This window comes from Escherichia sp. UTM R2 (assembly GCF_048593455.1).
In the GTDB taxonomy this organism is placed as follows: Bacteria; Pseudomonadota; Gammaproteobacteria; order Enterobacterales; family Enterobacteriaceae; genus Escherichia; species Escherichia coli.
This window is the reverse complement of the sequence record NZ_JBFWDY010000002.1, coordinates 1,957,488-1,982,135: the sequence shown is the minus strand read 5'-3', so window position 1 is coordinate 1,982,135 and position 24,648 is coordinate 1,957,488. Positions and strand designations below refer to the sequence as shown.

Below are 24,648 nucleotides of genomic sequence, written 5' to 3'. Positions count from 1 at the left end.
TTCTCTTTAGTGGGCGTCAAAAAAAACGCCGGATTAACCGGCGTCTGACGACTGACTTAACGCTCAGGCTTTATTGTCCACTTTGCCGCGCGCTTCGTCACGTAATTCTCGTCGCAAAATTTTTCCGACGTTAGATTTCGGTAACTCATCACGAAACTCCACCAGCTTCGGTACTTTGTATCCCGTGAGCTGACGGCGGCAAAAAGTCACCAGTGACTCTTCGGTAAGCGATGGATCTTTTTTCACTACAAAGATTTTCACCGCTTCACCACTGGAGCCGGAAGGTACGCCAACAGCCGCGACTTCCTGTACGCCAGGATGCTGCATGACGACATCTTCAATCTCGTTGGGATAGACGTTAAAACCGGAAACCAGAATCATGTCTTTTTTACGATCGACAATGCGCAGGAATCCTTCTTCATCCATTACCGCGATGTCGCCGGTGTGTAACCAGCCATTTTTGATGATTTCATCGGTAGCATCGGGACGCTGCCAGTAACCCAGCATCACCTGCGGTCCTTTGACACAAAGCTCACCCGGTTGACCTGGTGGTACTTCATTATCATCATCATCCACCAGTTTGGCTTCCGTCGACGGCACCGGCAAACCGATGCTACCACTATGATAATCAATATCATATGGGTTAACGCTGACCAGCGGCGCACACTCGGTAAGGCCATAGCCTTCCAGCAGATACTGTCCGGTCAGTTTCACCCAACGCTCTGCCACCACTTGCTGCACTGGCATCCCACCGCCTGCGGAAAGATGCAGACTGGAGAAATCCAGCTGCTGGAACTCTTTATTGTTCAGCAACGCATTGAACAAGGTGTTAACGCCCGTGATAGCGGTAAACGGATATTTCGCTAACTCTTTTACCAACCCTGGAATATCGCGCGGGTTAGTGATAAGCAGGTTCTGCCCACCCAGTTCGATAAACAGCAGGCAGTTAATGGTCAGGGCAAAAATGTGATACAGCGGCAGCGCCGTCACCACCAGCTCTTTGCCCGGATGCAACAGCGGACCATAGGTCGCGTTAACCTGTTCCAGGTTCGCCAGCATATTGCGGTGAGTCAGCATCGCGCCTTTCGCCACACCAGTGGTGCCGCCGGTGTATTGCAGAAAAGCTAAATCTTCCGGCACCAGTTCGGGTTTGACGTACTGCATCCGGTAGCCGTTATGCAGTGCGCTACGAAATGAAATGGCATCTGGCAGATGGTATTTCGGCACCAAACGCTTGATGTATTTAACAACGAAATTGACTACCGTGCCTTTTGCCGTAGATAGCTGATCGCCCATACGGGTCAGAATTACGTGCTGAACGGCGGTTTTATCAACCACTTTTTCCAGTGTGTGAGCAAAGTTAGACACGATAACAATCGCCGATGCGCCGCTATCGTTAAGCTGATGCTCAAGCTCACGCGGGGTATACAACGGGTTAACGTTTACGACGATCATCCCGGCACGCAAAATGCCAAACAGCGCCACCGGATATTGCAATAAATTAGGCATCATCAACGCAACGCGATCGCCTTTCTTCAGCCCCAACCCTTGTTGCAAATAAGCGGCAAACGCGCGACTGCGTTCTTCCAGCTTGCGGAAGGTCATTACCTCCCCCATATTCACAAACGCAGGTTGATCGGCGTAGCGCGCGACCGACTGCTCAAACATATCTACCAGAGATTGATAACGGTCAGGGTTGATCTCCGTCGGAACGTCCGCGGGATAACGGTTAAGCCAAACCTTCTTCAATTCTTCACCTCTAAAATGCGTGTTCGTCGTCATCGCAACCCCAAATGATATACATGCCGTTAACATAATATTAACTCATCATACCAGCTTGATAATTACCCAACGAAAAGGTTGCGAAGCGCGTCACTATTTATTTTTATCTTTACCGTAAGAATGCAGAAACAGCGGACCAGCCGCTGTTTCTTTTTCTTTAAAAACAAGCAATTATTCAGTTACAACTGTTTGTACTCTCGCGGGGCCGGGATTATACCAGCCCCATCCGCCGTAGCCATAGGGCCAGCCACGACCGCCATAAAACCATGGATCAATCGGCTGAGGCGGCATAATCACCTGCTGGGTTAAATGCCAACGTTTGTAACCCGTTACTTGCATCACCATAAATTTATAGGGCGTATTGCCGATTTTGCCGTCAACCGCACCAGTGATTGGCCCGACTACCGTAACCAGTTGTCCACGGAAATCCACCGGGTCCAGAAAACCGTTCACATCGGCATAAATGCGACCGCGAGAAGGTTCTCCCAGCGTCGGTCTGGCTCCGCTGTCCAGCGGTACGGTAGCAATTTCCAGGCGAGTTTTCCCTTGCTGGTTTTGTACCGCAACCACTTTGCCACCAAAGCGTGCCTCCTGACCAACGTACAGCTGCGGCGCACTCATCACCCGAACTAAATCTTGTTGCGGCGTGGGACTGCTGCCTTTAATGGCGTCCGGCACAGTGACACAACCGCTCAGCATTAGCGCAAACGTACCTGCCAGTATGCCTTTGATAACATTCTTTTGAACCGCCATGGTGCGACTCCTTTTTTTCTCAGGGCATACTCTTAAGATTCATTCTTTGCCCGGAAGTTTCTTCCATGCGACGTTGTTACGTAAATAAACCGGTTCGGCATGTTCCACCGCCACCGTTTTACCCTCGGCAAACATCTGACACGCAATCGGCAGCATATCTTCCGCCGCTGGCAGTAAAACTTCTCCGTCGCGCAAAACCAGCCCGCTCTCTTTACCGAGATCCGGCCAGGCTTGCCAGCCCGTCCCTACCGTTACCCATTCGCCGGAAAGCTGTTGCATTCGTTCATGAACGAGTTCGGGTTTGAGTACGGCTTCGGTTTCTTCACCGTGCCAGATACCGTTTTCATCACGCTGATATTCGGCCCAGTAAACTTCGCCCATTCGCGCGTCAATGGCTGCCAGCACGCGGGTTGCGCCGTTTTTGCGCCACGCCCCTTGCGCCATCGTCATTAGCGTGGAGACGCCAATCATCGGTAGCTCTGCGCCAAGTGCCAGCCCTTGCGCAATGCCAATACCAATGCGCACGCCGGTAAAGCTACCGGGGCCGCGCCCGTAAGCCAGAGCGTTAATATCAGTCAGGGAAGTTCCGCTGGTGGTCAGGATATCCTGCACCATCGGTAAGATTCGTTGAGTATGTTCACGAGGGCAAAGCTCAAAATGAGCGTTGACAGTACCGTCGTTCCACAGGGCGACAGAGCAGGCCTCTGTCGCGGTATCGATAGCCAGAATTCGCATGGGTCTTCGTGCTTAGATCAATAAAAAGGCGCGCATCATACCATACTCCGTAACAAATTACCTGGAGGATGGTATCGCAAGGAAACGAACCGCACGGGCAATGTCACGAGTGCGTGGCGCGGGCGGCAGACTGGCGAGAAACGTCGCGCCGTAAGGACGCATCACCAGCCGATTGTCACAAATCACCAGCACGCCACGATCGTCGGCGTCGCGAATCAGTCGCCCTACCCCCTGTTTGAGAGTAATGACGGCATCTGGTAGTTGCACTTCATCGAACGGGTCGCCACCGCGCAAACGACAATCTTCCATGCGCGCTTTTAACAGTGGATCATCCGGCGAGGTAAACGGCAACTTGTCGATAATCACCAATGACAATGTATCGCCACGCACGTCCACCCCTTCCCAGAAACTACTGGTTGCCACAAGAAGCGCGTTACCGGCGCTGACAAATTGCTGCAACAGTTGCCCTTTGCTGGTTTCCCCCTGCAACAAAACGGGAAGCGTCATGGTAGCGCGGAACTGCTCGGCCAGATCACGCATCATGGCGTGCGAGGTACAAAGCATAAAACAACGACCGTTGTTAGCTTCGATGATCGGTCGCAGCATTGCCGCTAACTGGCGAGCAGAACCTGGCTGGTTGGTTTGCGGCAGATTGCGCGGCACACAGAGTAACGCCTGGCGGCTGTAATCAAACGGGCTTGGCAATAGCAACGACTCCGCCTGTTCTATCCCAAGCCGCGAGGTGAAATGATGCAGATCGTCGTTCACCGACAGCGTTGCTGAGGTGAAGATCCAGCTACCAGGCTTTTGCGCCATTAACTCTTTGAATTTATCCGCCACGCTGAGCGGCGTGAGAGCCAGAGTAAAATGGCGCGAAGTGCATTCGTACCAGTAGCTGTAGCCCGGCTGATTGATCTCTTTTAGCCGCTTCAGCCGTGTGCGATACAACGTAGCGCGCTCAAATGCCGCATCCAGCAAGGCGGAACGCCCCAGTGACAGTTTCGCCACGTCATAACAAAGTTCCAGGGTGTCATCGAGCAGTAAAAATGCCCGCTGAATTTGCGGATTAGCTAACAGCTCACGCAGGTTACCGCGATAACCTGGCTCACCGAGTTGCAGACGAAAATCCTGCGCACTCTGGGCAAGACGATCAGCGCACTTTTGTAACTGCTGGGTGTCTTTTAATTCGGTGCGGTAAGCGATGGTGATGTCTTTTGCCAGGTCGAGCAGTTGTCGACTGGAGAGTGACTGACCAAAATACTGGCTGGCAATGTCCGGTAGCTGGTGGGCTTCGTCGAAGATCATGACGTCCGCTTCCGGGATCAGTTCGCCAAATCCACTCTCTTTAACCACCATATCCGCCAGAAAGAGATGATGGTTTACCACCACCACATCGGCGTCCATCGCTTTTTTACGTGCTTTGACCACAAAGCAATCTTTATACATCGGGCAGTCGCTGCCAAGACAGTTGTCGTTGGTGCTGGTGACCAGCGGCCACGCCTGTGAATCTTCCGCCACGCTGACGCAGGTGCTGATATCACCATCGACTGTTTGATTAGACCAGGAGCGCAGCAGGATCACATCGCTTAAGATTTGTACCGGCAGATCGCCCCCCGCCAGCGCCTGCTGTTCGAGACGTTCGAGGCAGAGGTAGTTTGAGCGCCCTTTCAGCAGCGCCACGTTGCCCGTATATTTCAATGCCTTTGAGACTGTTGGCAAATCGCGGCTGTAGAGCTGATCCTGCAACGCTTTTGAGCCGGTCGAGATAATGACTTTCTTTTTCGCCCGCAGCGCAGGAGCCAGGTAAGCGTAGGTTTTGCCCGTACCGGTTCCTGCTTCCACCACCAGCGGCTGGCCTTTTTCTATCGCCTGGGTGACGGCTACCGCCATCTGTCGCTGTGGTTCTCGCGGCTTAAAGCCTGGTATCGCTTTCGCCAGCTGACCGTCTGGTGCAAAATCGTCCGTCACACTACCCCCTGTTGATTTGAACAGGGATTATGTCAGGATGAGGGCGCTTTCGCCAGTTGAAGTGGTGACGGCGACCTCACATTGTGGCAGTCTTTGCAGCACGAAAATGGAAGGATAATGAGGACAAAATGATGACTATCGTTCGTATCGATGCTGAAGCCCGCTGGTCTGATGTGGTAATCCACAACAACACGCTCTACTACACTGGTGTACCGGAAAACCTCGACGCCGATGCCTTTGAGCAAACCGCCAACACGCTGGCGCAGATTGATGCCGTGCTGGAAAAACAGGGCAGCAATAAATCGAGCATTCTGGATGCCACCATTTTCCTGGCCGATAAAAACGACTTCGCGGCGATGAATAAAGCGTGGGATGCCTGGGTTGTCGCGGGTCATGCGCCGGTGCGCTGCACGGTACAAGCGGGTTTGATGAACCCGAAGTATAAAGTTGAAATTAAGATTGTGGCTGCGGTGTAAGCTTTATCGAAGCAAAATAAGTCAGACGATAATTTATCGATAATACTGGTCGGTTTTACATAAATCGACCAGAGATTAAGATATTACCTGTTGATGCTCCTGCTAATTCATTATTTATTTTTATAATTTCAATTTTATCTATAAAACTAACTATATAAATAACCATAACCATGCCGTTGTGTTCGCCCTCTGACTAGCAACTCTGGTTTTCTTTCTTAGCTGAATAATCTGGTTATAGCGTGAGGACTGACCGTTAAATTTCTCCATCTTACTGGATAACACACCATGAGCTGCTACCTTTAAAACACCTGAATGTCAACAGGTTAACTCGTGCCATATCGTTATAATCCCTTTGATATTAGATGCAAATTAAGGTCATATATAGTCTTATCGATAACATGGTTAATTTTAAGGATAAGAATATGCCTGCTGTAATAGATAAAGCCCTGGATTTCATTGGTGCCATGGATGTATCAGCGCCAACACCAAGTTCGATGAATGAAAGCACGGCGAAGGGAATCTTTAAATATTTAAAAGAACTGGGAGTACCCGCGAGTGCCGCTGATATTACGGCGCGAGCTGACCAGGAAGGCTGGAACCCTGGGTTCACGGAAAAAATGGTTGGATGGGCAAAAAAAATGGAGACAGGTGAACGCTCTGTGATTAAAAATCCTGAATACTTTTCAACATATATGCAGGAAGAACTAAAAGCACTGGTCTGAGTTAAATTTATATCAGCATAAATGGGTCAGGACGCTTTTAATCACATATAAAAAGCGTCCTTTTTCTCACAATCAAATGATCATCGGCTTCTATAACGAAATCGATACGGATTAGTGTGTTACTCGTCTTCATCCTCAAAACGCGCCACGATTCGCTCGCCGGAGTGGTTGGCACGCAGCTCTTCTGCCACCAGCGCGATTGCCTGGCCGCTGCTCATCCCTTGTGCCATCAGTTCCTGGATCCGCTCGACAGCTTTTTGCTGCTGTTCATGGGTGAGTGAAGGTAAACCTGCAAACATTGTTAACTCCTGCTAAATTGTTGGCGCTAATTATTTCATGCTACCCGGCACATAGCCAGTAGAGTCAGGACTGATGAAGACGTTATCTCCCGCTGTGATTACTTTACCCTGGCGTCAGGACGCCGCTGAATTTTATTTCTCCCGCTTAAGCCACCTGCCGTGGGCGATGCTTTTACACTCCGGCTATGCCGATCATCCGTATAGCCGCTTTGATATTGTGGTCGCCGAGCCGATTTGCACTTTAACCACTTTCGGTAAAGAAACCGTTGTTAGTGAAAGCGAAAAACGCACAACGACCACTGATGACCCGCTACAGGTGCTCCAGCAGGTGCTGGATCGCGCAGACATTCGCCCAACGCATAACGAAGATTTGCCATTTCAGGGCGGCGCACTGGGGTTGTTTGGCTACGATCTGGGCCGCCGTTTTGAGTCACTGCCAGAAATTGCGGAACAAGATATCGTTCTGCCGGATATGGCAGTGGGTATCTACGATTGGGCGCTCATTGTCGACCACCAGCGTCATACAGTTTCTTTGCTGAGTCATAATGATGTCAATGCCCGTCGGGCCTGGCTGGAAAGCCAGCAATTCTCGCCGCAGGAAGATTTCACGCTCACTTCCGACTGGCAATCCAATATGACCCGCGAGCAGTACGGCGAAAAATTTCGCCAGGTACAGGAATATCTGCACAGCGGTGATTGCTATCAGGTGAATCTCGCCCAGCGTTTTCATGCGACCTATTCTGGCGATGAATGGCAGGCATTCCTTCAGCTTAATCAGGCCAACCGCGCGCCATTTAGCGCTTTTTTACGTCTTGAACAGGGTGCAATTTTAAGCCTTTCGCCAGAGCGGTTTATTCTTTGTGATAATAGTGAAATCCAGACCCGCCCGATTAAAGGCACGCTACCACGCATGCCCGATCCTCAGGAAGATAGCAAACAAGCAGAAAAACTGGCGAACTCAGCGAAAGATCGTGCCGAAAATCTGATGATTGTCGATTTAATGCGTAATGATATCGGTCGTGTTGCCGTAGCCGGTTCGGTAAAAGTACCAGAGCTGTTCGTGGTGGAACCCTTCCCTGCCGTGCATCATCTGGTCAGCACTATAACGGCGCGACTACCAGAACAGTTACACGCCAGCGATCTGCTGCGCGCAGCTTTTCCTGGTGGCTCAATAACCGGGGCTCCGAAAGTACGGGCTATGGAAATTATCGACGAACTGGAACCGCAGCGACGTAATGCCTGGTGCGGCAGCATTGGCTATTTGAGCTTTTGCGGCAACATGGATACCAGCATTACTATCCGCACGCTGACTGCCATTAACGGACAAATATACTGCTCTGCGGGCGGTGGAATTGTCGCCGATAGCCAGGAAGAAGCGGAATATCAGGAAACTTTTGATAAAGTTAATAAGATATTACGCCAACTGGAGAAGTAAGACGTGGAATACCGTAGCCTGACGCTTGATGATTTTTTATCTCGCTTTCAACTTTTGCGCCCGCAAATTAACCGGGAAACCCTAAATCATCGTCAGGCTGCCGTGTTAATCCCCATCGTCCGTCGACCGCAACCGGGGTTGTTGCTGACTCAGCGTTCAATTCATCTGCGTAAACACGCTGGACAAGTGGCATTCCCTGGAGGTGCAGTCGATGACACGGACGCATCAGTTATCGCCGCCGCGCTGCGCGAAGCTGAAGAAGAGGTCGCTATACCGCCTTCCGCCGTTGAAGTTATCGGCGTGCTGCCGCCCGTCGATAGCGTAACTGGCTATCAGGTAACCCCAGTGGTCGGCATTATCCCGCCCGATCTGCCGTATCGCGCCAGTGAAGATGAAGTCTCGGCGGTGTTTGAAATGCCGCTCGCCCAGGCATTACATCTGGGTCGTTATCACCCTTTAGATATCTACCGCCGTGGCGATTCACATCGGGTATGGCTGTCCTGGTACGAACAGTATTTTGTATGGGGAATGACCGCAGGCATAATTCGTGAGCTGGCGCTGCAAATTGGTGTGAAACCCTGACTATACTTATCTTTACATCTACAAAACACTACTTGAGACAATCATCGCAATATTAGTTAAATCGCGGTTTTTGATTAGTTTAATTCATGTGAATAGTTAAGCCAGTCGCCGCGTTCCCTCTTACACTATGCGCTGTTATTAGTTCGTTACTGGAAGTCCAGTCACCTTGTCAGGAGTATTATCGTGATTAGTCTATTCGACATGTTTAAGGTGGGGATTGGTCCCTCATCTTCCCATACCGTAGGGCCTATGAAGGCGGGTAAACAGTTCGTCGATGATCTGGTCGAAAAAGGCTTACTGGATAGCGTTACTCGCGTTGCCGTGGACGTTTATGGTTCACTGTCGCTGACGGGTAAAGGCCACCACACCGATATCGCCATTATTATGGGTCTTGCAGGTAACGAACCTGCCACCGTGGATATCGACAGTATTCCCGGTTTTATTCGCGACGTAGAAGAGCGCGAACGTCTGCTGCTGGCACAGGGACGGCATGAAGTGGATTTCCCGCGCGACAACGGGATGCGTTTTCATAACGGCAACCTGCCGCTGCATGAAAACAGTATGCAAATCCACGCCTATAACGGCGATGAAGTCGTCTACAGCAAAACTTATTATTCCATCGGCGGCGGTTTTATCGTCGATGAAGAACACTTTGGTCAGGATGCTGCCAACGAAGTGAGCGTGCCGTATCCGTTCAAATCTGCCACCGAACTGCTCGCGTACTGTAATGAAACCGGCTATTCGCTGTCTGGTCTCGCTATGCAGAACGAACTGGCGCTGCACAGCAAGAAAGAGATCGACGAGTATTTCGCGCATGTCTGGCAAACCATGCAGGCATGTATCGATCGCGGGATGAACACCGAAGGTGTACTGCCAGGCCCGCTGCGCGTGCCACGTCGTGCGTCTGCCCTGCGCCGGATGCTGGTTTCCAGCGATAAACTGTCTAACGATCCGATGAATGTCATTGACTGGGTAAACATGTTTGCGCTGGCAGTTAACGAAGAAAACGCCGCCGGTGGTCGTGTGGTAACTGCGCCAACCAACGGTGCCTGCGGTATCGTTCCGGCAGTGCTGGCTTACTATGACCACTTTATTGAATCGGTCAGCCCGGACATCTATACCCGTTACTTTATGGCAGCGGGCGCGATTGGTGCATTGTATAAAATGAACGCCTCTATTTCCGGTGCGGAAGTTGGTTGCCAGGGCGAAGTGGGTGTTGCCTGTTCAATGGCTGCTGCGGGTCTTGCAGAACTGCTGGGCGGTAGCCCGGAACAGGTTTGCGTGGCGGCGGAAATTGGCATGGAACACAACCTTGGTTTAACCTGCGACCCGGTTGCAGGGCAGGTTCAGGTGCCGTGCATTGAGCGTAATGCCATTGCCTCTGTGAAGGCGATTAACGCCGCGCGGATGGCTCTGCGCCGCACCAGTGCACCGCGCGTCTCGCTGGATAAGGTCATCGAAACGATGTACGAAACCGGTAAGGACATGAACGCCAAATACCGCGAAACCTCACGCGGTGGTCTGGCAATCAAAGTCCAGTGTGACTAATACTTCTTACTCGCCCATCTGCAACGGATGGGCGAATTTATACCCGCTTTCTCGTCTGCTGTAATATTCCCCACTACACTTCCACTGTTGCGTCAGGCGTTTGTCGCCATACGCTTACAGGGTGGCCCGCATGCAAAAAGCACAACGGATCATTAAAACCTATCGTCGTAATCGAATGATTGTTTGTACGATTTGCGCACTCGTTACGCTCGCTTCGACCCTGAGCGTGCGATTTATTTCACAGCGTAACTTAAATCAACAACGGGTAGTACAATTCGCCAATCACGCTGTAGAGGAATTAGATAAAGTACTGCTTCCCCTACAGGCAGGTAGCGAAGTCTTGCTTCCGCTGATTGGTCTGCCCTGCTCTGTCGCCCATTTGCCATTACGTAAACAGGCGGCAAAACTCCAAACTGTGCGATCCATTGGCCTGGTGCAAGACGGCACACTTTATTGCTCCAGCATTTTTGGTTATCGCAATGTGCCCGTCGTGGACATTCTGGCTGAACTTCCTGCACCGCAACCACTTTTACGCCTGACGATCGACCGTGCCCTGATTAAAGGCAGTCCGGTTTTGATTCAATGGACGCCTGCAGCGGGCAGTAGCAATGCTGGGGTCATGGAGATGATTAACATCGACTTACTGACGGCAATGCTGCTTGAGCCACAACTGCCGCAAATCAGTAGCGCCAGCCTGACGGTGGACAAACGGCATTTGCTCTATGGTAATGGGCTGGTAGATTCCCTTCCGCAACCTGAAGACAATGAAAACTATCAGGTTTCTTCGCAACGCTTTCCTTTTACCATTAACGTTAATGGTCCGGGGGCTACGGCGCTGGCATGGCACTATCTTCCAACACAATTACCGCTGGCGGTGCTGCTAAGTTTACTGGTGGGCTACATCGCCTGGCTGGCGACCGCTTACCGAATGAGCTTTTCCCGCGAAATCAATCTGGGCCTGGCGCAACATGAGTTCGAATTGTTCTGTCAGCCTTTGCTTAATGCGCGCAGCCAGCAATGTATTGGTGTAGAGATTTTGCTGCGCTGGAACAATCCGCGTCAGGGCTGGATTTCACCGGATGTGTTTATTCCTATCGCGGAAGAACATCATTTAATTGTGCCACTGACCCGCTATGTGATGGCAGAAACCATTCGTCAGCGCCATGTTTTCCCGATGAGTAGTCAGTTTCATGTTGGCATTAACGTCGCACCCAGCCATTTTCGCCGTGGTGTGCTGATAAAAGATCTCAATCAGTACTGGTTTAGCGCTCACCCGATTCAGCAACTGATCCTCGAAATCACCGAACGCGATGCCTTACTGGATGTTGATTATCGGATTGCCCGCGAGCTGCATCGTAAAAACGTCAAACTGGCGATTGATGACTTCGGCACCGGCAACAGCTCGTTTTCCTGGCTTGAAACATTACGTCCTGACGTGCTGAAAATTGATAAGTCATTTACCGCAGCTATAGGTTCTGACGCGGTTAACTCGACGGTGACCGATATCATCATCGCGCTGGGGCAAAGACTGAATATTGAACTGGTGGCGGAGGGCGTGGAAACGCAAGAACAGGCGAAGTATTTGCGCCGTCATGGCGTGCATATTTTGCAAGGGTATTTGTACGCACAGCCGATGCCGCTACGTGATTTTCCCAAATGGCTGGCGGGCAGCCAACCGCCGCCCGCCCGGCATAATGGACATATCACGCCCATTATGCCGTTACGTTAACGCTTACTCATCTTCATCGTGCGCCGGTTGCTCTTTAACAATGCGAACCAGATCAACACGATAATCATTGGCTTCAATGATGGTGATATGCAGTGGCCCTACATCAATCACATCGCCCACACGGGGAATGTGACCATTTGCCGAGATCACGAGGCCCGCGACCGTCGCGATATCATCGTCATCGGCAAGGTGCTCAACATCAAGCGCCTGCTGCAAGGCATGCAAATCTGTACCGCCTTTTACCAGCCAGCCGTCACCATCAGTAATGATTTCCGGCGTTTCGTCAGCGTCCGGGAATTCACCCGCAATGGCTTCCAGCACATCCAGCGGCGTGACCAGACCTTGTACCACACCAAACTCGTTGGTCACGATAACAAAGCTCCCGCGAGCACGACGCAGCACGCCCAACAGGTTGATCGGATCGAGGGTTTCCGGGACGATAATCGCCGGAGACGCCGAAGCAATCGCCGCCACATCAACGCCCTCTTCCAGCGCCACCAGCAGTTCTTTAGCACGTACAATACCGATGATTTCATCCAGTTCACCGCGACATACCGGGAACAGACTGTGCGGTGAAGAGAGCAGTTGCTCGCGGATTTCATCGACCCCGAGATTAGCGTCAACCCAGCTTATTTCACCGCGCGGCGTCATGATCCCGCGCAGAGAACGCGACGCCAGCGTCAGTACGCCGTTAATCATGTAACGTTCTTCTTCGGCAAATGCACCTTCCGGGATCGGCATCGGCATCGGGTTATCGGCATCGTGCTGAACATTGGCCTGACGTTTCCCGCCCATCAAACGCAGGATGGCATCGGCAGTACGCGCTCGCAGCGGCAAAGTCGACTGGTGGCGAATAAAGTTGCGACGCGCAATCTGGTTAAACACTTCGATGATGATCGAGAAGCCAATCGCGGCATACAGGTAACCTTTCGGAATGTAGAAACCGAAACCTTCTGCCACCAGACTCAGACCAATCATTAACAGGAAGCTCAGACAGAGCACCACCACCGTGGGGTGCTGGTTAACGAATCGCGTCAGCGGTTTGGATGCCAGCAACATAACCGCCATCGCAATCACTACCGCCGCCATCATCACCGGCAGATGGTTAACCATCCCTACTGCAGTAATTACCGCATCCAACGAGAAGACGGCGTCAAGGATGACAATCTGTGTGACGACCACCCAGAAACTGGCGTAGCCTTTACCGTGGCCGGAATCATGATCGCGGTTTTCCAGCCGTTCATGCAGTTCGGTTGTTGCTTTGAACAGCAAGAATATCCCCCCGAACAACATAATCAGGTCGCGTCCGGAGAAGGAGAAATCCATGACGGTAAATAGCGGTTTGGTCAGCGTGACCATCCATGAAATCAGCGACAGCAGCCCCAGACGCATAATCAGCGCCAGTGATAACCCCAGCAAACGCGCTTTATCGCGTTGTTTTGGCGGCAGTTTGTCAGCAAGAATGGCGATGAAGACCAGGTTATCGATACCCAGCACAATTTCGAGAACAACAAGCGTGAGTAGCCCCGCCCAAATTGAGGGGTCCATTAAGAATTCCATGACAAGCTCCTGCTTAAGGAATAGCTATTCGACGCCAGAAATAATGCAGGCGTAACGACAAAATGCAAACGAAAGGTGCGGCATAGAGTGCCAGAAAGGCAGGCGTTAAAAGGCCTGATGCTGAAATGACGTCGGTGACGATCCATACTGCGGGCTACTGCCCTATACTCCATGGTTGTTAAACGGGAGTTAAACATATCAGAGACGCCTCTGATTTGGCAAAGATTTACCTTCCTTTGCAAACGAATGTGACAAGGATATTTTACCTTTCGAAATTTCTGCTAATCGAAAGTTAAATTACGGATCTTCATCACATAAAATAATTTTTTCGATATCTAAAATAAATCGCGAAACGCAGGGGTTTTTGGTTGTAGCCCTTATCTGAATCGATTCGATTGTGGACGACGATTCAAAAATACATCTGGCACGTTGAGGTGTTAACGATAATAAAGGAGGTAGCAAGTGACCATTGCTATTGTTATAGGCACACATGGTTGGGCTGCAGAGCAGTTGCTTAAAACGGCAGAAATGCTGTTAGGCGAGCAGGAAAACGTCGGCTGGATCGATTTCGTTCCAGGTGAAAATGCCGAAACGCTGATTGAAAAGTACAACGCTCAGTTGGCAAAACTCGACACCACTAAAGGCGTGCTGTTTCTCGTTGATACATGGGGAGGCAGCCCGTTCAATGCTGCCAGCCGCATTGTCGTCGACAAAGAGCATTATGAAGTCATTGCAGGCGTTAACATTCCAATGCTCGTGGAAACGTTAATGGCCCGTGATGATGACCCAAGCTTTGATGAACTGGTGGCACTGGCAGTAGAAACAGGCCGTGAAGGCGTGAAAGCACTGAAAGCCAAACCGGTTGAAAAAGCCGCGCCAGCACCCGCTGCCGCAGCACCAAAAGCGGCTCCAACTCCGGCAAAACCAATGGGGCCAAACGACTACATGGTTATTGGCCTTGCGCGTATCGACGACCGTCTGATTCACGGTCAGGTCGCCACCCGCTGGACCAAAGAAACCAATGTCTCCCGTATTATTGTTGTTAGTGATGAAGTGGCTGCGGATACCGTTCGTAAGACACTGCTCACCCAGGTTGCACCTCCGGGCGTAACAGCACACGTAGTTGATGTTGCCAAAATGATTCGCGTCTACAACAACCCGAAATATGCTGGCGAACGCGTAATGCTGTTATTTACCAACCCAACAGATGTAGAGCGTCTCGTTGAAGGCGGCGTGAAAATCACCTCTGTTAACGTCGGTGGTATGGCATTCCGTCAGGGTAAAACCCAGGTGAATAACGCGGTTTCGGTTGATGAAAAAGATATCGAGGCGTTCAAGAAACTGAATGCGCGCGGTATTGAGCTGGAAGTCCGTAAGGTTTCCACCGATCCGAAACTGAAAATGATGGATCTGATCAGCAAAATCGATAAGTAACGTATTGTGTTGATTATCACTCAGTTTTCACACTTAAGTCTTACGTAAACAGGAGAAGTACAATGGAGATTACCACTCTTCAAATTGTGCTGGTATTTATCGTAGCCTGTATCGCAGGTATGGGATCAATCCTCGATGAATTTCAGTTTCACCGTCCGCTAATCGCGTGTACCCTGGTGGGTATCGTTCTTGGGGATATGAAAACCGGTATTATTATCGGTGGTACGCTGGAAATGATCGCGCTGGGCTGGATGAACATCGGTGCTGCAGTTGCGCCTGACGCCGCTCTGGCTTCTATCATTTCTACCATTCTGGTTATCGCAGGTCATCAGAGCATTGGTGCAGGTATCGCACTGGCAATCCCTCTGGCCGCTGCGGGCCAGGTACTGACCATCATCGTTCGTACTATTACCGTTGCTTTCCAGCACGCTGCGGATAAGGCTGCTGATAACGGCAACCTGACAGCGATTTCCTGGATCCACGTTTCTTCTCTGTTCCTGCAAGCAATGCGTGTGGCTATTCCGGCCGTCATCGTTGCGCTGTCTGTTGGTACCAGCGAAGTACAGAACATGCTGAATGCGATTCCGGAAGTGGTGACCAATGGTCTGAATATCGCCGGTGGCATGATCGTGGTGGTTGGTTATGCGATGGTTATCAACATGATGCGTGCTGGCTACCTGATGCCGTTCTTCTACCTCGGCTTCGTAACCGCAGCATTCACCAACTTTAACCTGGTTGCTCTGGGTGTGATTGGTACTGTTATGGCAGTGCTCTACATCCAACTTAGCCCGAAATACAACCGCGTAGCCGGTGCGCCTGCTCAGGCAGCTGGTAACAACGATCTCGATAACGAACTGGACTAACAGGTGAGCGAAATGGTTGATACAACTCAAACTACCACCGAGAAAAAACTCACTCAAAGTGATATTCGTGGCGTCTTCCTGCGTTCTAACCTCTTCCAGGGTTCATGGAACTTCGAACGTATGCAGGCACTGGGTTTCTGCTTCTCTATGGTACCGGCAATTCGTCGCCTCTACCCTGAGAACAACGAAGCTCGTAAACAAGCTATTCGCCGTCACCTGGAGTTCTTTAACACCCAGCCGTTCGTGGCTGCGCCGATTCTCGGCGTAACCCTGGCGCTGGAAGAACAGCGTGCTAATGGCGCAGAGATCGACGACGGTGCTATCAACGGTATCAAAGTCGGTTTGATGGGGCCACTGGCTGGTGTAGGCGACCCGATCTTCTGGGGAACCGTACGTCCGGTATTTGCAGCACTGGGTGCCGGTATCGCGATGAGCGGCAGCCTGTTAGGTCCGCTGCTGTTCTTCATCCTGTTTAACCTGGTGCGTCTGGCAACCCGTTACTACGGCGTAGCGTATGGTTACTCCAAAGGTATCGATATCGTTAAAGATATGGGTGGTGGCTTCCTGCAAAAACTGACGGAAGGGGCGTCTATCCTCGGCCTGTTTGTCATGGGGGCATTGGTTAACAAGTGGACACATGTCAACATCCCGCTGGTTGTCTCTCGCATTACTGACCAGACGGGCAAAGAACACGTTACTACTGTCCAGACTATTCTGGACCAGTTAATGCCAGGCCTGGTACCACTGCTGCTGACCTTTGCTTGTATGTGGCTACTGCGCAAAAAAGTTAACCCGCTGTGGATCATCGTTGGCTTCTTCGTCATCGGTATCGCTGGTTACGCTTGCGGCCTGCTGGGACTGTAAGACTGTTGTACACTACCGGGGCCTTTTGGCCCCGTTTTTTTATCTGGAGGATTAATGACAATCACGGACCTGGTACTGATTCTTTTCATCGCCGCACTCCTGGCCTTCGCGATCTACGATCAGTTCATCATGCCCCGCCGTAATGGCCCCACCCTGCTGGCAATTCCTTTGCTCCGGCGTGGTCGCATCGATAGCGTTATCTTCGTCGGATTGATTGTCATTCTTATCTATAACAACGTCACGAATCATGGTGCGTTAATAACGACATGGTTATTAAGCGCACTGGCTCTGATGGGTTTTTATATATTCTGGATCCGCGTTCCGAAGATCATCTTTAAACAAAAAGGTTTTTTCTTCGCCAATGTCTGGATTGAATATAGCCGAATCAAAGCGATGAACTTGTCGGAAGATGGCGTGTTGGTGATGCAATTAGAACAGCGTCGGCTGTTAATCCGCGTTCGAAATATCGACGATCTGGAAAAAATTTATAAGCTTCTCGTTTCAACTCAATAAGTTATGAATTTAGCCAAAGCTATGTTTAGTGTATTTTTAATAATCAGACATAGCTTAGGCTATATTACCTCTTCCCTTATTTGTTATTTATTTTAACGTTTCATTGATATATAAATCTAAATGTAAATCGTTATCAATAAAGCAATGAAATAATATATTCCAACAGTTGTTTTATATTCTCAAAATATGTTAAGGTTGCGCCCTCATTTGGGGAGTAGCCGATTTCCAGATTCCGGAAATGTACGTGTCAACATACTCGTTGCAAAACGTGGCACGTACGGACTGAATACTTTCAGTCAGGCGAGACCATATGCACATCAATCGCTATGCCTGCATGAACGCGAAAACCATCGCGGCTTGTTGTTCATGTATGCATGTTTGCTGGGGGCGATGATGTGTTTTATGGATACCCCGGTCAGGACATTGTCATGAATATCACTGCTACTGTTCTTCTTGCGTTTGGTATGTCGATGGATGCATTTGCTGCATCAATCGGTAAAGGTGCCACCCTCCATAAACCGAAATTTTCTGAAGCATTGCGAACCGGCCTTATTTTTGGTGCCGTCGAAACCCTGACGCCGCTGATCGGCTGGGGAATGGGCATGTTAGCCAGCCGGTTTGTCCTTGAATGGAACCACTGGATTGCGTTTGTGCTGCTGATATTCCTCGGCGGGCGAATGATTATTGAGGGTTTTCGTGGCGCAGATGATGAAGATGAAGAGCCGCGCCGTCGACACGGTTTCTGGCTACTGGTAACCACCGCGATTGCCACCAGCCTGGATGCCATGGCTGTGGGTGTTGGTCTTGCTTTCCTGCAGGTCAACATTATCGCGACCGCATTGGCCATTGGTTGTGCAACCTTGATTATGTCAACATTAGGGATGATGGTTGGTCGCTTTATCGGCTCAATTATTGGGAAAAAAGCGGAAATTCTCGGCGGGCTGGTACTGATCGGCATCGGCGTCCAGATCCTCTGGACGCACTTCCACGGTTAATAAGAACGCTGCCAGAGGTGAATATTAAAGTCCGTCTGGCAGTCGAACACTTCTTTTGCTGCCAGTGTTTGCCAGACTTCTGGCTTCGCACGCCAGGCAAACGGCGTCATCTGCAATAATGCGACGGCTTCATCACCGCGAAGACGCATCGGATAACACAACTCCGCACTCTGCTGTAATGTAAAACCTTCCAGTTGTTCTGCATGAGGTGCATGAAGATGTACTTCATTGTAAATCAGCCCCTTCAGCTCCATCAAATGTCGCGGTCCCGGCGTGGCAGTAATGACCCAGCCGCCGGGCTTCACTACTCGTGCTAATTCTTCTGCTTTACACGGCGCGTAAATACGTATTATGGCGTCCATACTGGTATCGGAAAACGGCAAACGGTGGCTGGAAGCGACACAAAAAGTGACCTGCGGATAGCGTTTCGCCGCCGCTTTTATCGCTACCTTCGAAACATCCAGACCAAACGTGGTGATTTCGGGCAACGCATCGGCAAATGCGTGTGTGTAATACCCTTCACCACAGCCAATATCCAGCACCGCCGTGGCCTTATCATCAAGCCGTTCCCTCAGTTGGGCGACAATTGCATCACGCAGCGGCTGATAATGTCCGGCATCTAAGAATGCGCGGCGTGCTTGCATCATTTCCGCGCTGTCGCCCGGATCACGAGACCGTTTATGCTGAACGGGCAGCAGATTGACATACCCTTCTTTCGCCATATCAAACTGATGTCGCTGGGGACAGATATAGCTGTTTTTTTCACGCGAAAGAGGCTGATGGCAAAGTGGACAGGAAAAAGACATGACAACTCCGGCAGGATACTAAAGGCCGCAAGTGTAACGCGAATCACGCGGCGGGCAAATATCCGAACGCCAGGAGCGAAGATAAAGCATAGTAAAAAGCCTCGCATTCGACGAGGCTTTATAGCGAGATTGAAGCGTATTCACACTTCAGATCAGTGGATTCGATCAGATAGCTGTTACGTTAACAGCTGCCGGACCTTTCTGGCCGTCCTGAATTTCGAACTCAACGTTCTGACCTTCAGCCAGAGTTTTGAAGCCATTACCCTGGATAGCGGAGAAGTGTACGAACACGTCTTTGCTGCCATCAGCCGGAGTAATGAAGCCAAAACCTTTAGACTCGTTGAACCACTTAACCTGACCTTTAATCTTTGCCATTTGAAAAATTCCTTAGATTGTTTTCTTCGCCCGCAGGCATAACATAGATAAAACTGACACATTACTGCATGAGGCACCAATATAAGGCTCGGCAGAGAAGCGGTATTCAACGTCAACGTGTTTACTCAGGACTTCTTTACTGAAAATGCCACACATAAACAGAACTGTACCTCGTTTAACCCGAAATCTGTTATCACATACAACGTTAATTATGGCAAGCCATTTTTAAACATGTCTCGATCAGACGCACAAATCTCGATACGTCTTCCACTTTTTTTGCACACTTATGCAACGGAATACGCGCCGATATATCATTGTGCTTAACCTTGCCAGTTCAGGCAGATACTTAAACTGGCGTAGTTTCTAACATAGTTCAATAAGTTCAGTTGTTCCAGGCCAGTGGGAGAAGTTATTACATAGTGCGTGCAATATCACATTTTTTGCTATGCAATGAATAAAAAGTTATATCACTTTTTCTCATAAAACAGTCAGTTAACGGCTATCAATTACCCTAAAGAGAAGTCAATCCCCAAAGGGATTGAAAATTTAAAATAAGAAAAATTGATGAATGAGCAAAAAATCAAGAGAGAAACATTTCGCTAATAAATAATACCACGCTTAATCACAAATCCGATGTAAACATCCTAATAAATTAATGAGGAAAATATCTTTTTCTGATATCCCGTTACGCAAATAAATAATATGATAATTATTTGAAGTCAGACCAGAGTTTTAATTTGAAGCAGTTGCACCATGGCAGTGCGTATAATCAGGATGAATTGAGTAACCCTTCAACGACGGGGTTACTCAAGATTGAGGAAGGATTATCGTTCGGCGACCAGACGAATAATATCTTCGTCTTCAACCGATTTTTGACTCTCAACGGTCTTTTTATCTGCTTTCTCAGGTTCGTTTGCTTCGCACAAACGACGTAACAGTGCATTTTGACGTTTTTGCTGATCCAGCAACGCCTCAAGCAGTTCAATCTGTTCGTTAGTCCGAGAACTGGCACGATTGATAAAAAACCACAAGATGAGCCCGATAAGAAGAACCACCACCGATACAACCAAAGACGCAATGTTCATCACGCCTGAATTTACAACTTCGTTCATTTCACCACCTCTGAGTAGAGGCGCTATTCTACCACTGCTGGAGAGGAAGAAAATCTAGTGCTGAAAAAATGATATCACCACGGGATAAACTGGTTAATGGCACAAATTCCGCTGAAAAATTGTACATCCTGATCGCACATCATGTTGAATACCTGCGCCCAAAGCAGCAAGCAAGCCAACACCACGACAACCAGAACGACCCATCGAAACTTTTTCACTCCAATCTCCGCTTCACCTACCTTATGTCATTAAACTAGCATGCGTTAGTTAAACAGCGCCTAACTATGTCGATATTCGTGCTTTTTCGGAATGAGTAGCTTGCTTCAGCGCATATTGCCGCTACGATTAAGCGAACATAAAAAGAGAAGAGGTTGTAATGCGATTCATCATTCGCACAGTTATGCTGATAGCACTGGTATGGATAGGATTATTACTCAGCGGATATGGCGTTTTGATTGGAAGCAAAGAGAATGCCGCAGGATTAGGTTTGCAATGTACCTATCTGACTGCCAGAGGCACCAGCACGGTACAATACTTGCACACTAAAAGTGGTTTCTTGGGGATAACAGATTGCCCACTGTTACGTAAAAGCAATATCGTGGTCGATAATGGTTAAGGGTAATAAATAACCAGATTCTCACTCATGAGTAAAATATTCTTATAGCAAGCGCGTTTAATATAACGCACCTTCAACTTTATTTTTCTCATGCTAAATAAAGAACCTGTCTGTTTGATATTCCGACAGGTTCTTACTCTCATCAGAACGGATAGTCGTGATAACCCATTTGGGCAGAAATTTTGCGCGCTGCGGTATGCAACATTGCGACATATTCCTGTAAACGCTCTTCAGAGAAACGCAACGTCGGGAAGGAGATGCTCAAACCGGCAATGACCACGCCAAAGCGATCAAATACCGGTACCGCAATGCATCGCAGCCCTTCTTCCTGCTCTTCGTTATCTTCGCCATACCCCTGCTCGCGCACCTGGTCCAGAACGGGTAATAACGCTTCTGTACTGGTGATGGTCCGCTCGGTACTGCGTTTATACTCCACGCCCTCAAGAATTTGCTTAACTTCATCGCGATCGCGCCATGCCAGCAGTACCTTACCAATCGCGGTGCTGTACAGCGGATTACGACGCCCAATCCGTGAATACATGCGCAAATTGTACATAGAGTCAATTTTGTGAATGTAAACAATACTGTCTTCGTCCAGTGCGCCGAGGTGGATAGTTTCTTTGGTCAGGCGGGAGATCTCACGCATCTGGATATCTGCGCTACGAATTAAATCGACGTTTTGTAACGCGCGAGCGCCCAGTTCAAACAATTTCAGGGTCAGGGAATATTTCTCCGACTCCCCTTCCTGCGCCACATAACCTAAGGTTTTCATGGTCTGTAAAAAGCGATAAACGGTGCTTTTTGACATCATGACGCGCTGCGACAGCTCGGTTATCCCTATTTCGCGCTCTTCACCCAGCGCCTGCAAAATGCCAAAAACTTTTAGCACGGAAGATACAGAATCAGGCTGTTTATCCAGATCTGCGTTAGCCATTTATCACCTCATTGCGAGTGTTTTATAAAAATCAGAACTGTTTTTTATTATAATTTCGCACCAGGGTGGTCGCAATCCATCTTTTGCCGGTTAGTTACAATTCTGCGACATCCACCGTGAATATCAGTGCTAGAATCATACCCCTGTTGATTATTCACCAAAGATATAAAATTCCTATGCCAAAAGTTCAGGCCGACGGCCTGCCATTGCCCCAGCGATACGGTGCGGTATTAACCATTGTGATTGGTATTTCGATGGCTGTCCTTGACGGCGCAATCGCCAACGTCGCCCTGCCAACAATCGCCACGGACCTTCATGCCACGCCAGCCAGTTCCATCTGGGTAGTGAACGCCTATCAAATCGCCATTGTCATCTCCCTGCTCTCGTTTTCGTTTCTGGGCGATATGTTTGGCTATCGACGTATTTATAAATGCGGTCTGGTCGTTTTTCTGTTGTCTTCACTGTTCTGCGCCCTTTCTGATTCGCTGCAAATGCTCACCCTTGCGCGTGTCATACAAGGTTTCGGAGGTGCAGCGTTGATGAGCGTTAATACCGCACTTATCCGCCTGATCTATCCACAACGTTTTCTGGGGAGAGGGATGGGCATAAACTCGTTTATTGTTGCCGTCTCTTCTGCTGCCGGGCCGACAATTGCTGCAGCAATCCTCTCCATCGCATCCTGGAAATGGTTATTTTTAATCAACGTACCGTTAGGTATTATCGCCCTGCTTCTGGCGATGCGTTTTCTGTCACCCAATGGTTCTCGCGCCAGTAAACCCCGTTTCGACCTGCCCAGCGCCGTGATGAACGCGTTAACCTTCGGCCTGCTTATCACTGCGTTGAGTGGTTTCGCTCAGGGGCAATCGCTGACGTTAATTGCTGCGGAACTGGTGGTAATGGTTGTTGTTGGTATTTTCTTTATTCGCCGCCAGCTTTCTCTTCCCGTACCGCTGCTACCGGTGGATTTACTGCGTATCCCGCTGTTTTCACTTTCTATTTGCACATCTGTTTGCTCTTTCTGCGCACAAATGCTGGCAATGGTTTCCCTGCCCTTTTACCTGCAAACCGTGCTCGGGCGTAGTGAAGTCGAAACAGGTTTACTTCTGACACCGTGGCCGTTAGCAACGATGGTGATGGCTCCGTTGGCAGGCTATTTGATTGAACGCGTACATGCAGGATTGCTGGGTGCTCTAGGGTTGTTCATCATGGCTGCGGGGCTTTTTTCCCTGGTTCTGCTGCCCGCGTCACCTGCGGATATCAATATTATCTGGCCGATGATCTTATGTGGCGCTGGATTTGGCTTGTTCCAGTCACCCAATAACCACACCATTATTACCTCCGCTCCTCGCGAACGTAGCGGTGGAGCCAGTGGCATGTTAGGAACGGCTCGTCTACTGGGTCAGAGTAGCGGCGCGGCACTGGTGGCGCTGATGCTAAATCAGTTCGGTGATAATGGTACGCACGTTTCGCTGATGGCTGCGGCTATTCTGGCAGTGATTGCTGCCTGTGTGAGTGGTTTACGTATCACTCAGCCACGATCCAGGGCATAAAAAAAGCGCGTCGATCAGGACGCGCTTTTTAGTATTTACTTCATATTACTTCAGGTATTCACCCGTACGCAGAGCTTCAATTCGTTTATCCAGCGGCGGGTGAGTCATGAACAACTCACTGAGCGATTTCGACTTACCGTTAATGCAGAAAGCCATCATGCTGGTTGCTTCTTGCGGTTCATAGCTGGTTTTCAGGCGCTGCAGCGCGGCAATCATTTTCTCGCGACCAACCAGTTTTGCCGAACCGGCATCAGCATGGAATTCACGATGACGCGAGAACCACATGGTGATAATGCTCGCCAGAATACCAAACACCAGTTCCAGAACCGTTGCAACCGCAAAGTAGATCAGCGGGTTGCCGTTGCTCTCTTCACCTTCATCACGATTTCCGCCCATAAAACCCGCGGCAAGCTGCGCCAGAATACGGGAAATAAAGATAACGAAGGTGTTCACCACGCCCTGAATCAGCGTCATGGTAACCATATCACCATTGGCGATGTGGCTGATTTCGTGAGCAATTACCGCCTCGGCTTCATCCGGGCTCATGTTCTGCAGCAAACCGGTGCTGACAGCAACCAGAGAGGCATCACGGCGCGCACCGGTTGCAAAAGCGTTGATGTCCGGCGCATGGTAGATAGCCACTTGCGGCATAGCGATCCCCGCCTGACGAGCCTGGGTTGCTACAGTATTGACCAGCCAACGTTCCCTTTCGTTACGCGGTTGCTCGATCACTTCCCCGCCAACAGATCGTAATGCCATCCATTTGGACATCAGAAGCGAAACGAAGGAACCACCAAAACCGAACAGCAAGGCCATGATCATCAGCCCCTGAACGCTGCTCGACTGTATCCCTGTCAGGCTCAGTACCAGCCCGAAAACGACCATTACGGCCAGGTTCGTTAGCAGGAAGAGCGCGATTCGCATCATAATTTTCTTTTTACCTCAGTTTAACAAAACGCAATATGCGATACCCACATCGTATGGGTTACGCGACTAT

The 24,648-nt window shown here is 49.8% G+C and carries 27 protein-coding genes; 13 read left to right on the top strand and 14 right to left on the bottom strand.

Annotated elements, in window-relative coordinates; translation table 11 throughout:
• Nucleotides 1-63 precede the first annotated feature (63 nt).
• The 4 genes from fadD to AB4H76_RS10415 all read right to left on the bottom strand — a co-directional run bounded on the left by fadD (nucleotide 64) and on the right by AB4H76_RS10415 (nucleotide 5,238).
• Nucleotides 64-1,749: a long-chain-fatty-acid--CoA ligase FadD gene (gene fadD, locus AB4H76_RS10430; protein ID WP_000758422.1), complete on the bottom strand. Its 1,686-nt coding sequence runs from the start codon at nucleotides 1,747-1,749 to the stop codon at nucleotides 64-66.
• Nucleotides 1,750-1,953: 204 nt separating this feature from the next.
• Nucleotides 1,954-2,535, bottom strand: a complete 582-nt coding sequence (gene yeaY, locus AB4H76_RS10425; RefSeq protein WP_000290576.1) for a Slp family lipoprotein YeaY — start codon at nucleotides 2,533-2,535, stop codon at nucleotides 1,954-1,956.
• 39 nt (nucleotides 2,536-2,574) lie between these two features.
• The gene (tsaB, locus tag AB4H76_RS10420; RefSeq protein ID WP_001220981.1) at nucleotides 2,575-3,270 is read right to left on the bottom strand and encodes a tRNA (adenosine(37)-N6)-threonylcarbamoyltransferase complex dimerization subunit type 1 TsaB; all 696 of its coding nucleotides are present in this window, start codon (nucleotides 3,268-3,270) and stop codon (nucleotides 2,575-2,577) included.
• A gap of 57 nt (nucleotides 3,271-3,327) precedes the next feature.
• Entirely contained in the window at nucleotides 3,328-5,238 is a 1,911-nt protein-coding gene (locus tag AB4H76_RS10415) for an ATP-dependent DNA helicase (protein ID WP_000128847.1), read from the bottom strand.
• 131 nt (nucleotides 5,239-5,369) lie between these two features.
• Between AB4H76_RS10415 and AB4H76_RS10410 the strand changes: the two genes are divergently transcribed.
• Both AB4H76_RS10410 and AB4H76_RS10405 read left to right on the top strand, forming a co-directional pair.
• On the top strand, nucleotides 5,370-5,714 hold the full coding sequence (locus AB4H76_RS10410) for a RidA family protein (protein ID WP_001295493.1): 345 nt from the start codon (nucleotides 5,370-5,372) through the stop codon (nucleotides 5,712-5,714).
• Between the two features lie 422 nt (nucleotides 5,715-6,136).
• The gene (locus AB4H76_RS10405) at nucleotides 6,137-6,436 is read left to right on the top strand and encodes a DUF1889 family protein (protein ID WP_001111995.1); all 300 of its coding nucleotides are present in this window, start codon (nucleotides 6,137-6,139) and stop codon (nucleotides 6,434-6,436) included.
• 119 nt (nucleotides 6,437-6,555) lie between these two features.
• Here AB4H76_RS10405 and AB4H76_RS10400 read toward each other — a convergent pair whose 3' ends face one another.
• On the bottom strand, nucleotides 6,556-6,735 hold the full coding sequence (locus tag AB4H76_RS10400; protein WP_000457334.1) for a YoaH family protein: 180 nt from the start codon (nucleotides 6,733-6,735) through the stop codon (nucleotides 6,556-6,558).
• A gap of 73 nt (nucleotides 6,736-6,808) precedes the next feature.
• Here AB4H76_RS10400 and pabB point away from each other — a divergent pair, with 73 nt between their 5' ends.
• The 4 genes from pabB to AB4H76_RS10380 all read left to right on the top strand — a co-directional run bounded on the left by pabB (nucleotide 6,809) and on the right by AB4H76_RS10380 (nucleotide 12,029).
• Nucleotides 6,809-8,170 (top strand): aminodeoxychorismate synthase component 1, encoded by a 1,362-nt coding sequence (gene pabB, locus AB4H76_RS10395; RefSeq protein WP_032256196.1) that lies wholly within the window; start codon nucleotides 6,809-6,811, stop codon nucleotides 8,168-8,170.
• Between the two features lie 3 nt (nucleotides 8,171-8,173).
• Nucleotides 8,174-8,752 (top strand): CoA pyrophosphatase, encoded by a 579-nt coding sequence (locus AB4H76_RS10390; protein ID WP_000456725.1) that lies wholly within the window; start codon nucleotides 8,174-8,176, stop codon nucleotides 8,750-8,752.
• A 183-nt stretch (nucleotides 8,753-8,935) separates the two neighbouring features.
• The gene (gene sdaA, locus AB4H76_RS10385) at nucleotides 8,936-10,300 is read left to right on the top strand and encodes an L-serine ammonia-lyase (protein ID WP_000624310.1); all 1,365 of its coding nucleotides are present in this window, start codon (nucleotides 8,936-8,938) and stop codon (nucleotides 10,298-10,300) included.
• 130 nt (nucleotides 10,301-10,430) lie between these two features.
• Nucleotides 10,431-12,029 (top strand): EAL domain-containing protein, encoded by a 1,599-nt coding sequence (locus AB4H76_RS10380; protein ID WP_001295494.1) that lies wholly within the window; start codon nucleotides 10,431-10,433, stop codon nucleotides 12,027-12,029.
• Between the two features lie 3 nt (nucleotides 12,030-12,032).
• Here the strand turns inward: AB4H76_RS10380 and yoaE are convergent, their stop codons facing one another.
• Both yoaE and AB4H76_RS10370 read right to left on the bottom strand, forming a co-directional pair.
• A complete protein-coding gene (gene yoaE, locus AB4H76_RS10375) occupies nucleotides 12,033-13,589 on the bottom strand; it encodes a CNNM family cation transport protein YoaE (protein WP_100678957.1) in 1,557 nt (518 codons plus the stop codon).
• Nucleotides 13,577-13,735 carry a protein YoaL gene (locus AB4H76_RS10370; protein WP_001327808.1) on the bottom strand — a complete coding sequence of 53 codons (159 nt, stop codon included), beginning with the start codon at nucleotides 13,733-13,735 and terminating at the stop codon, nucleotides 13,577-13,579. The genes yoaE and AB4H76_RS10370 overlap by 13 nt, the downstream gene beginning before the upstream one ends.
• Before the next feature lie 316 nt (nucleotides 13,736-14,051).
• On the opposite strand from AB4H76_RS10370, the gene manX reads away from it, so the two are divergent.
• From manX to mntP, 5 genes are all read left to right on the top strand, one after another.
• The gene (manX, locus tag AB4H76_RS10365; protein ID WP_000150543.1) at nucleotides 14,052-15,023 is read left to right on the top strand and encodes a PTS mannose transporter subunit IIAB; all 972 of its coding nucleotides are present in this window, start codon (nucleotides 14,052-14,054) and stop codon (nucleotides 15,021-15,023) included.
• A 62-nt stretch (nucleotides 15,024-15,085) separates the two neighbouring features.
• Nucleotides 15,086-15,886: a PTS mannose transporter subunit IIC gene (manY, locus tag AB4H76_RS10360; RefSeq protein WP_000406926.1), complete on the top strand. Its 801-nt coding sequence runs from the start codon at nucleotides 15,086-15,088 to the stop codon at nucleotides 15,884-15,886.
• A 12-nt stretch (nucleotides 15,887-15,898) separates the two neighbouring features.
• Nucleotides 15,899-16,750: a PTS mannose transporter subunit IID gene (gene manZ / locus AB4H76_RS10355; protein ID WP_000228655.1), complete on the top strand. Its 852-nt coding sequence runs from the start codon at nucleotides 15,899-15,901 to the stop codon at nucleotides 16,748-16,750.
• A 54-nt stretch (nucleotides 16,751-16,804) separates the two neighbouring features.
• Complete coding sequence (locus tag AB4H76_RS10350; RefSeq protein ID WP_000156255.1) at nucleotides 16,805-17,263, top strand: DUF986 family protein; 459 nt, start codon at nucleotides 16,805-16,807, stop codon at nucleotides 17,261-17,263.
• Nucleotides 17,264-17,691: 428 nt separating this feature from the next.
• Entirely contained in the window at nucleotides 17,692-18,258 is a 567-nt protein-coding gene (mntP, locus tag AB4H76_RS10345; protein WP_001296134.1) for a manganese efflux pump MntP, read from the top strand.
• Here mntP and rlmA read toward each other — a convergent pair.
• From rlmA to mgrB, 5 genes are all read right to left on the bottom strand, one after another.
• Nucleotides 18,255-19,064: a 23S rRNA (guanine(745)-N(1))-methyltransferase gene (gene rlmA / locus AB4H76_RS10340; protein ID WP_000010115.1), complete on the bottom strand. Its 810-nt coding sequence runs from the start codon at nucleotides 19,062-19,064 to the stop codon at nucleotides 18,255-18,257. The two genes, mntP and rlmA, sit on opposite strands and share 4 nt — an antisense overlap.
• Before the next feature lie 165 nt (nucleotides 19,065-19,229).
• On the bottom strand, nucleotides 19,230-19,439 hold the full coding sequence (gene cspE, locus AB4H76_RS10335; RefSeq protein ID WP_001062678.1) for a transcription antiterminator/RNA stability regulator CspE: 210 nt from the start codon (nucleotides 19,437-19,439) through the stop codon (nucleotides 19,230-19,232).
• 12 nt (nucleotides 19,440-19,451) lie between these two features.
• Nucleotides 19,452-19,595: a DUF2627 domain-containing protein gene (locus AB4H76_RS10330; RefSeq protein ID WP_001295496.1), complete on the bottom strand. Its 144-nt coding sequence runs from the start codon at nucleotides 19,593-19,595 to the stop codon at nucleotides 19,452-19,454.
• A 668-nt stretch (nucleotides 19,596-20,263) separates the two neighbouring features.
• Nucleotides 20,264-20,551, bottom strand: coding sequence for a YebO family protein (locus AB4H76_RS10325; RefSeq protein ID WP_001006866.1), 288 nt, complete (start codon nucleotides 20,549-20,551; stop codon nucleotides 20,264-20,266).
• Nucleotides 20,552-20,625: 74 nt separating this feature from the next.
• Nucleotides 20,626-20,769 (bottom strand): PhoP/PhoQ regulator MgrB, encoded by a 144-nt coding sequence (mgrB, locus tag AB4H76_RS10320; protein WP_000714550.1) that lies wholly within the window; start codon nucleotides 20,767-20,769, stop codon nucleotides 20,626-20,628.
• Between the two features lie 158 nt (nucleotides 20,770-20,927).
• Here mgrB and AB4H76_RS10315 point away from each other — a divergent pair, with 158 nt between their 5' ends.
• On the top strand, nucleotides 20,928-21,167 hold the full coding sequence (locus tag AB4H76_RS10315) for a YobH family protein (RefSeq protein WP_001211011.1): 240 nt from the start codon (nucleotides 20,928-20,930) through the stop codon (nucleotides 21,165-21,167).
• Nucleotides 21,168-21,309: 142 nt separating this feature from the next.
• Here AB4H76_RS10315 and kdgR read toward each other — a convergent pair whose 3' ends face one another.
• On the bottom strand, nucleotides 21,310-22,101 hold the full coding sequence (gene kdgR / locus AB4H76_RS10310) for a DNA-binding transcriptional regulator KdgR (RefSeq protein ID WP_001262182.1): 792 nt from the start codon (nucleotides 22,099-22,101) through the stop codon (nucleotides 21,310-21,312).
• A gap of 176 nt (nucleotides 22,102-22,277) precedes the next feature.
• Between kdgR and AB4H76_RS10305 the strand changes: the two genes are divergently transcribed.
• Nucleotides 22,278-23,651, top strand: a complete 1,374-nt coding sequence (locus AB4H76_RS10305) for an MFS transporter (protein WP_001351757.1) — start codon at nucleotides 22,278-22,280, stop codon at nucleotides 23,649-23,651.
• Between the two features lie 45 nt (nucleotides 23,652-23,696).
• Here AB4H76_RS10305 and htpX read toward each other — a convergent pair whose 3' ends face one another.
• The gene (gene htpX / locus AB4H76_RS10300; RefSeq protein ID WP_000984517.1) at nucleotides 23,697-24,578 is read right to left on the bottom strand and encodes a protease HtpX; all 882 of its coding nucleotides are present in this window, start codon (nucleotides 24,576-24,578) and stop codon (nucleotides 23,697-23,699) included.
• Nucleotides 24,579-24,648: the final 70 nt, after the last annotated feature.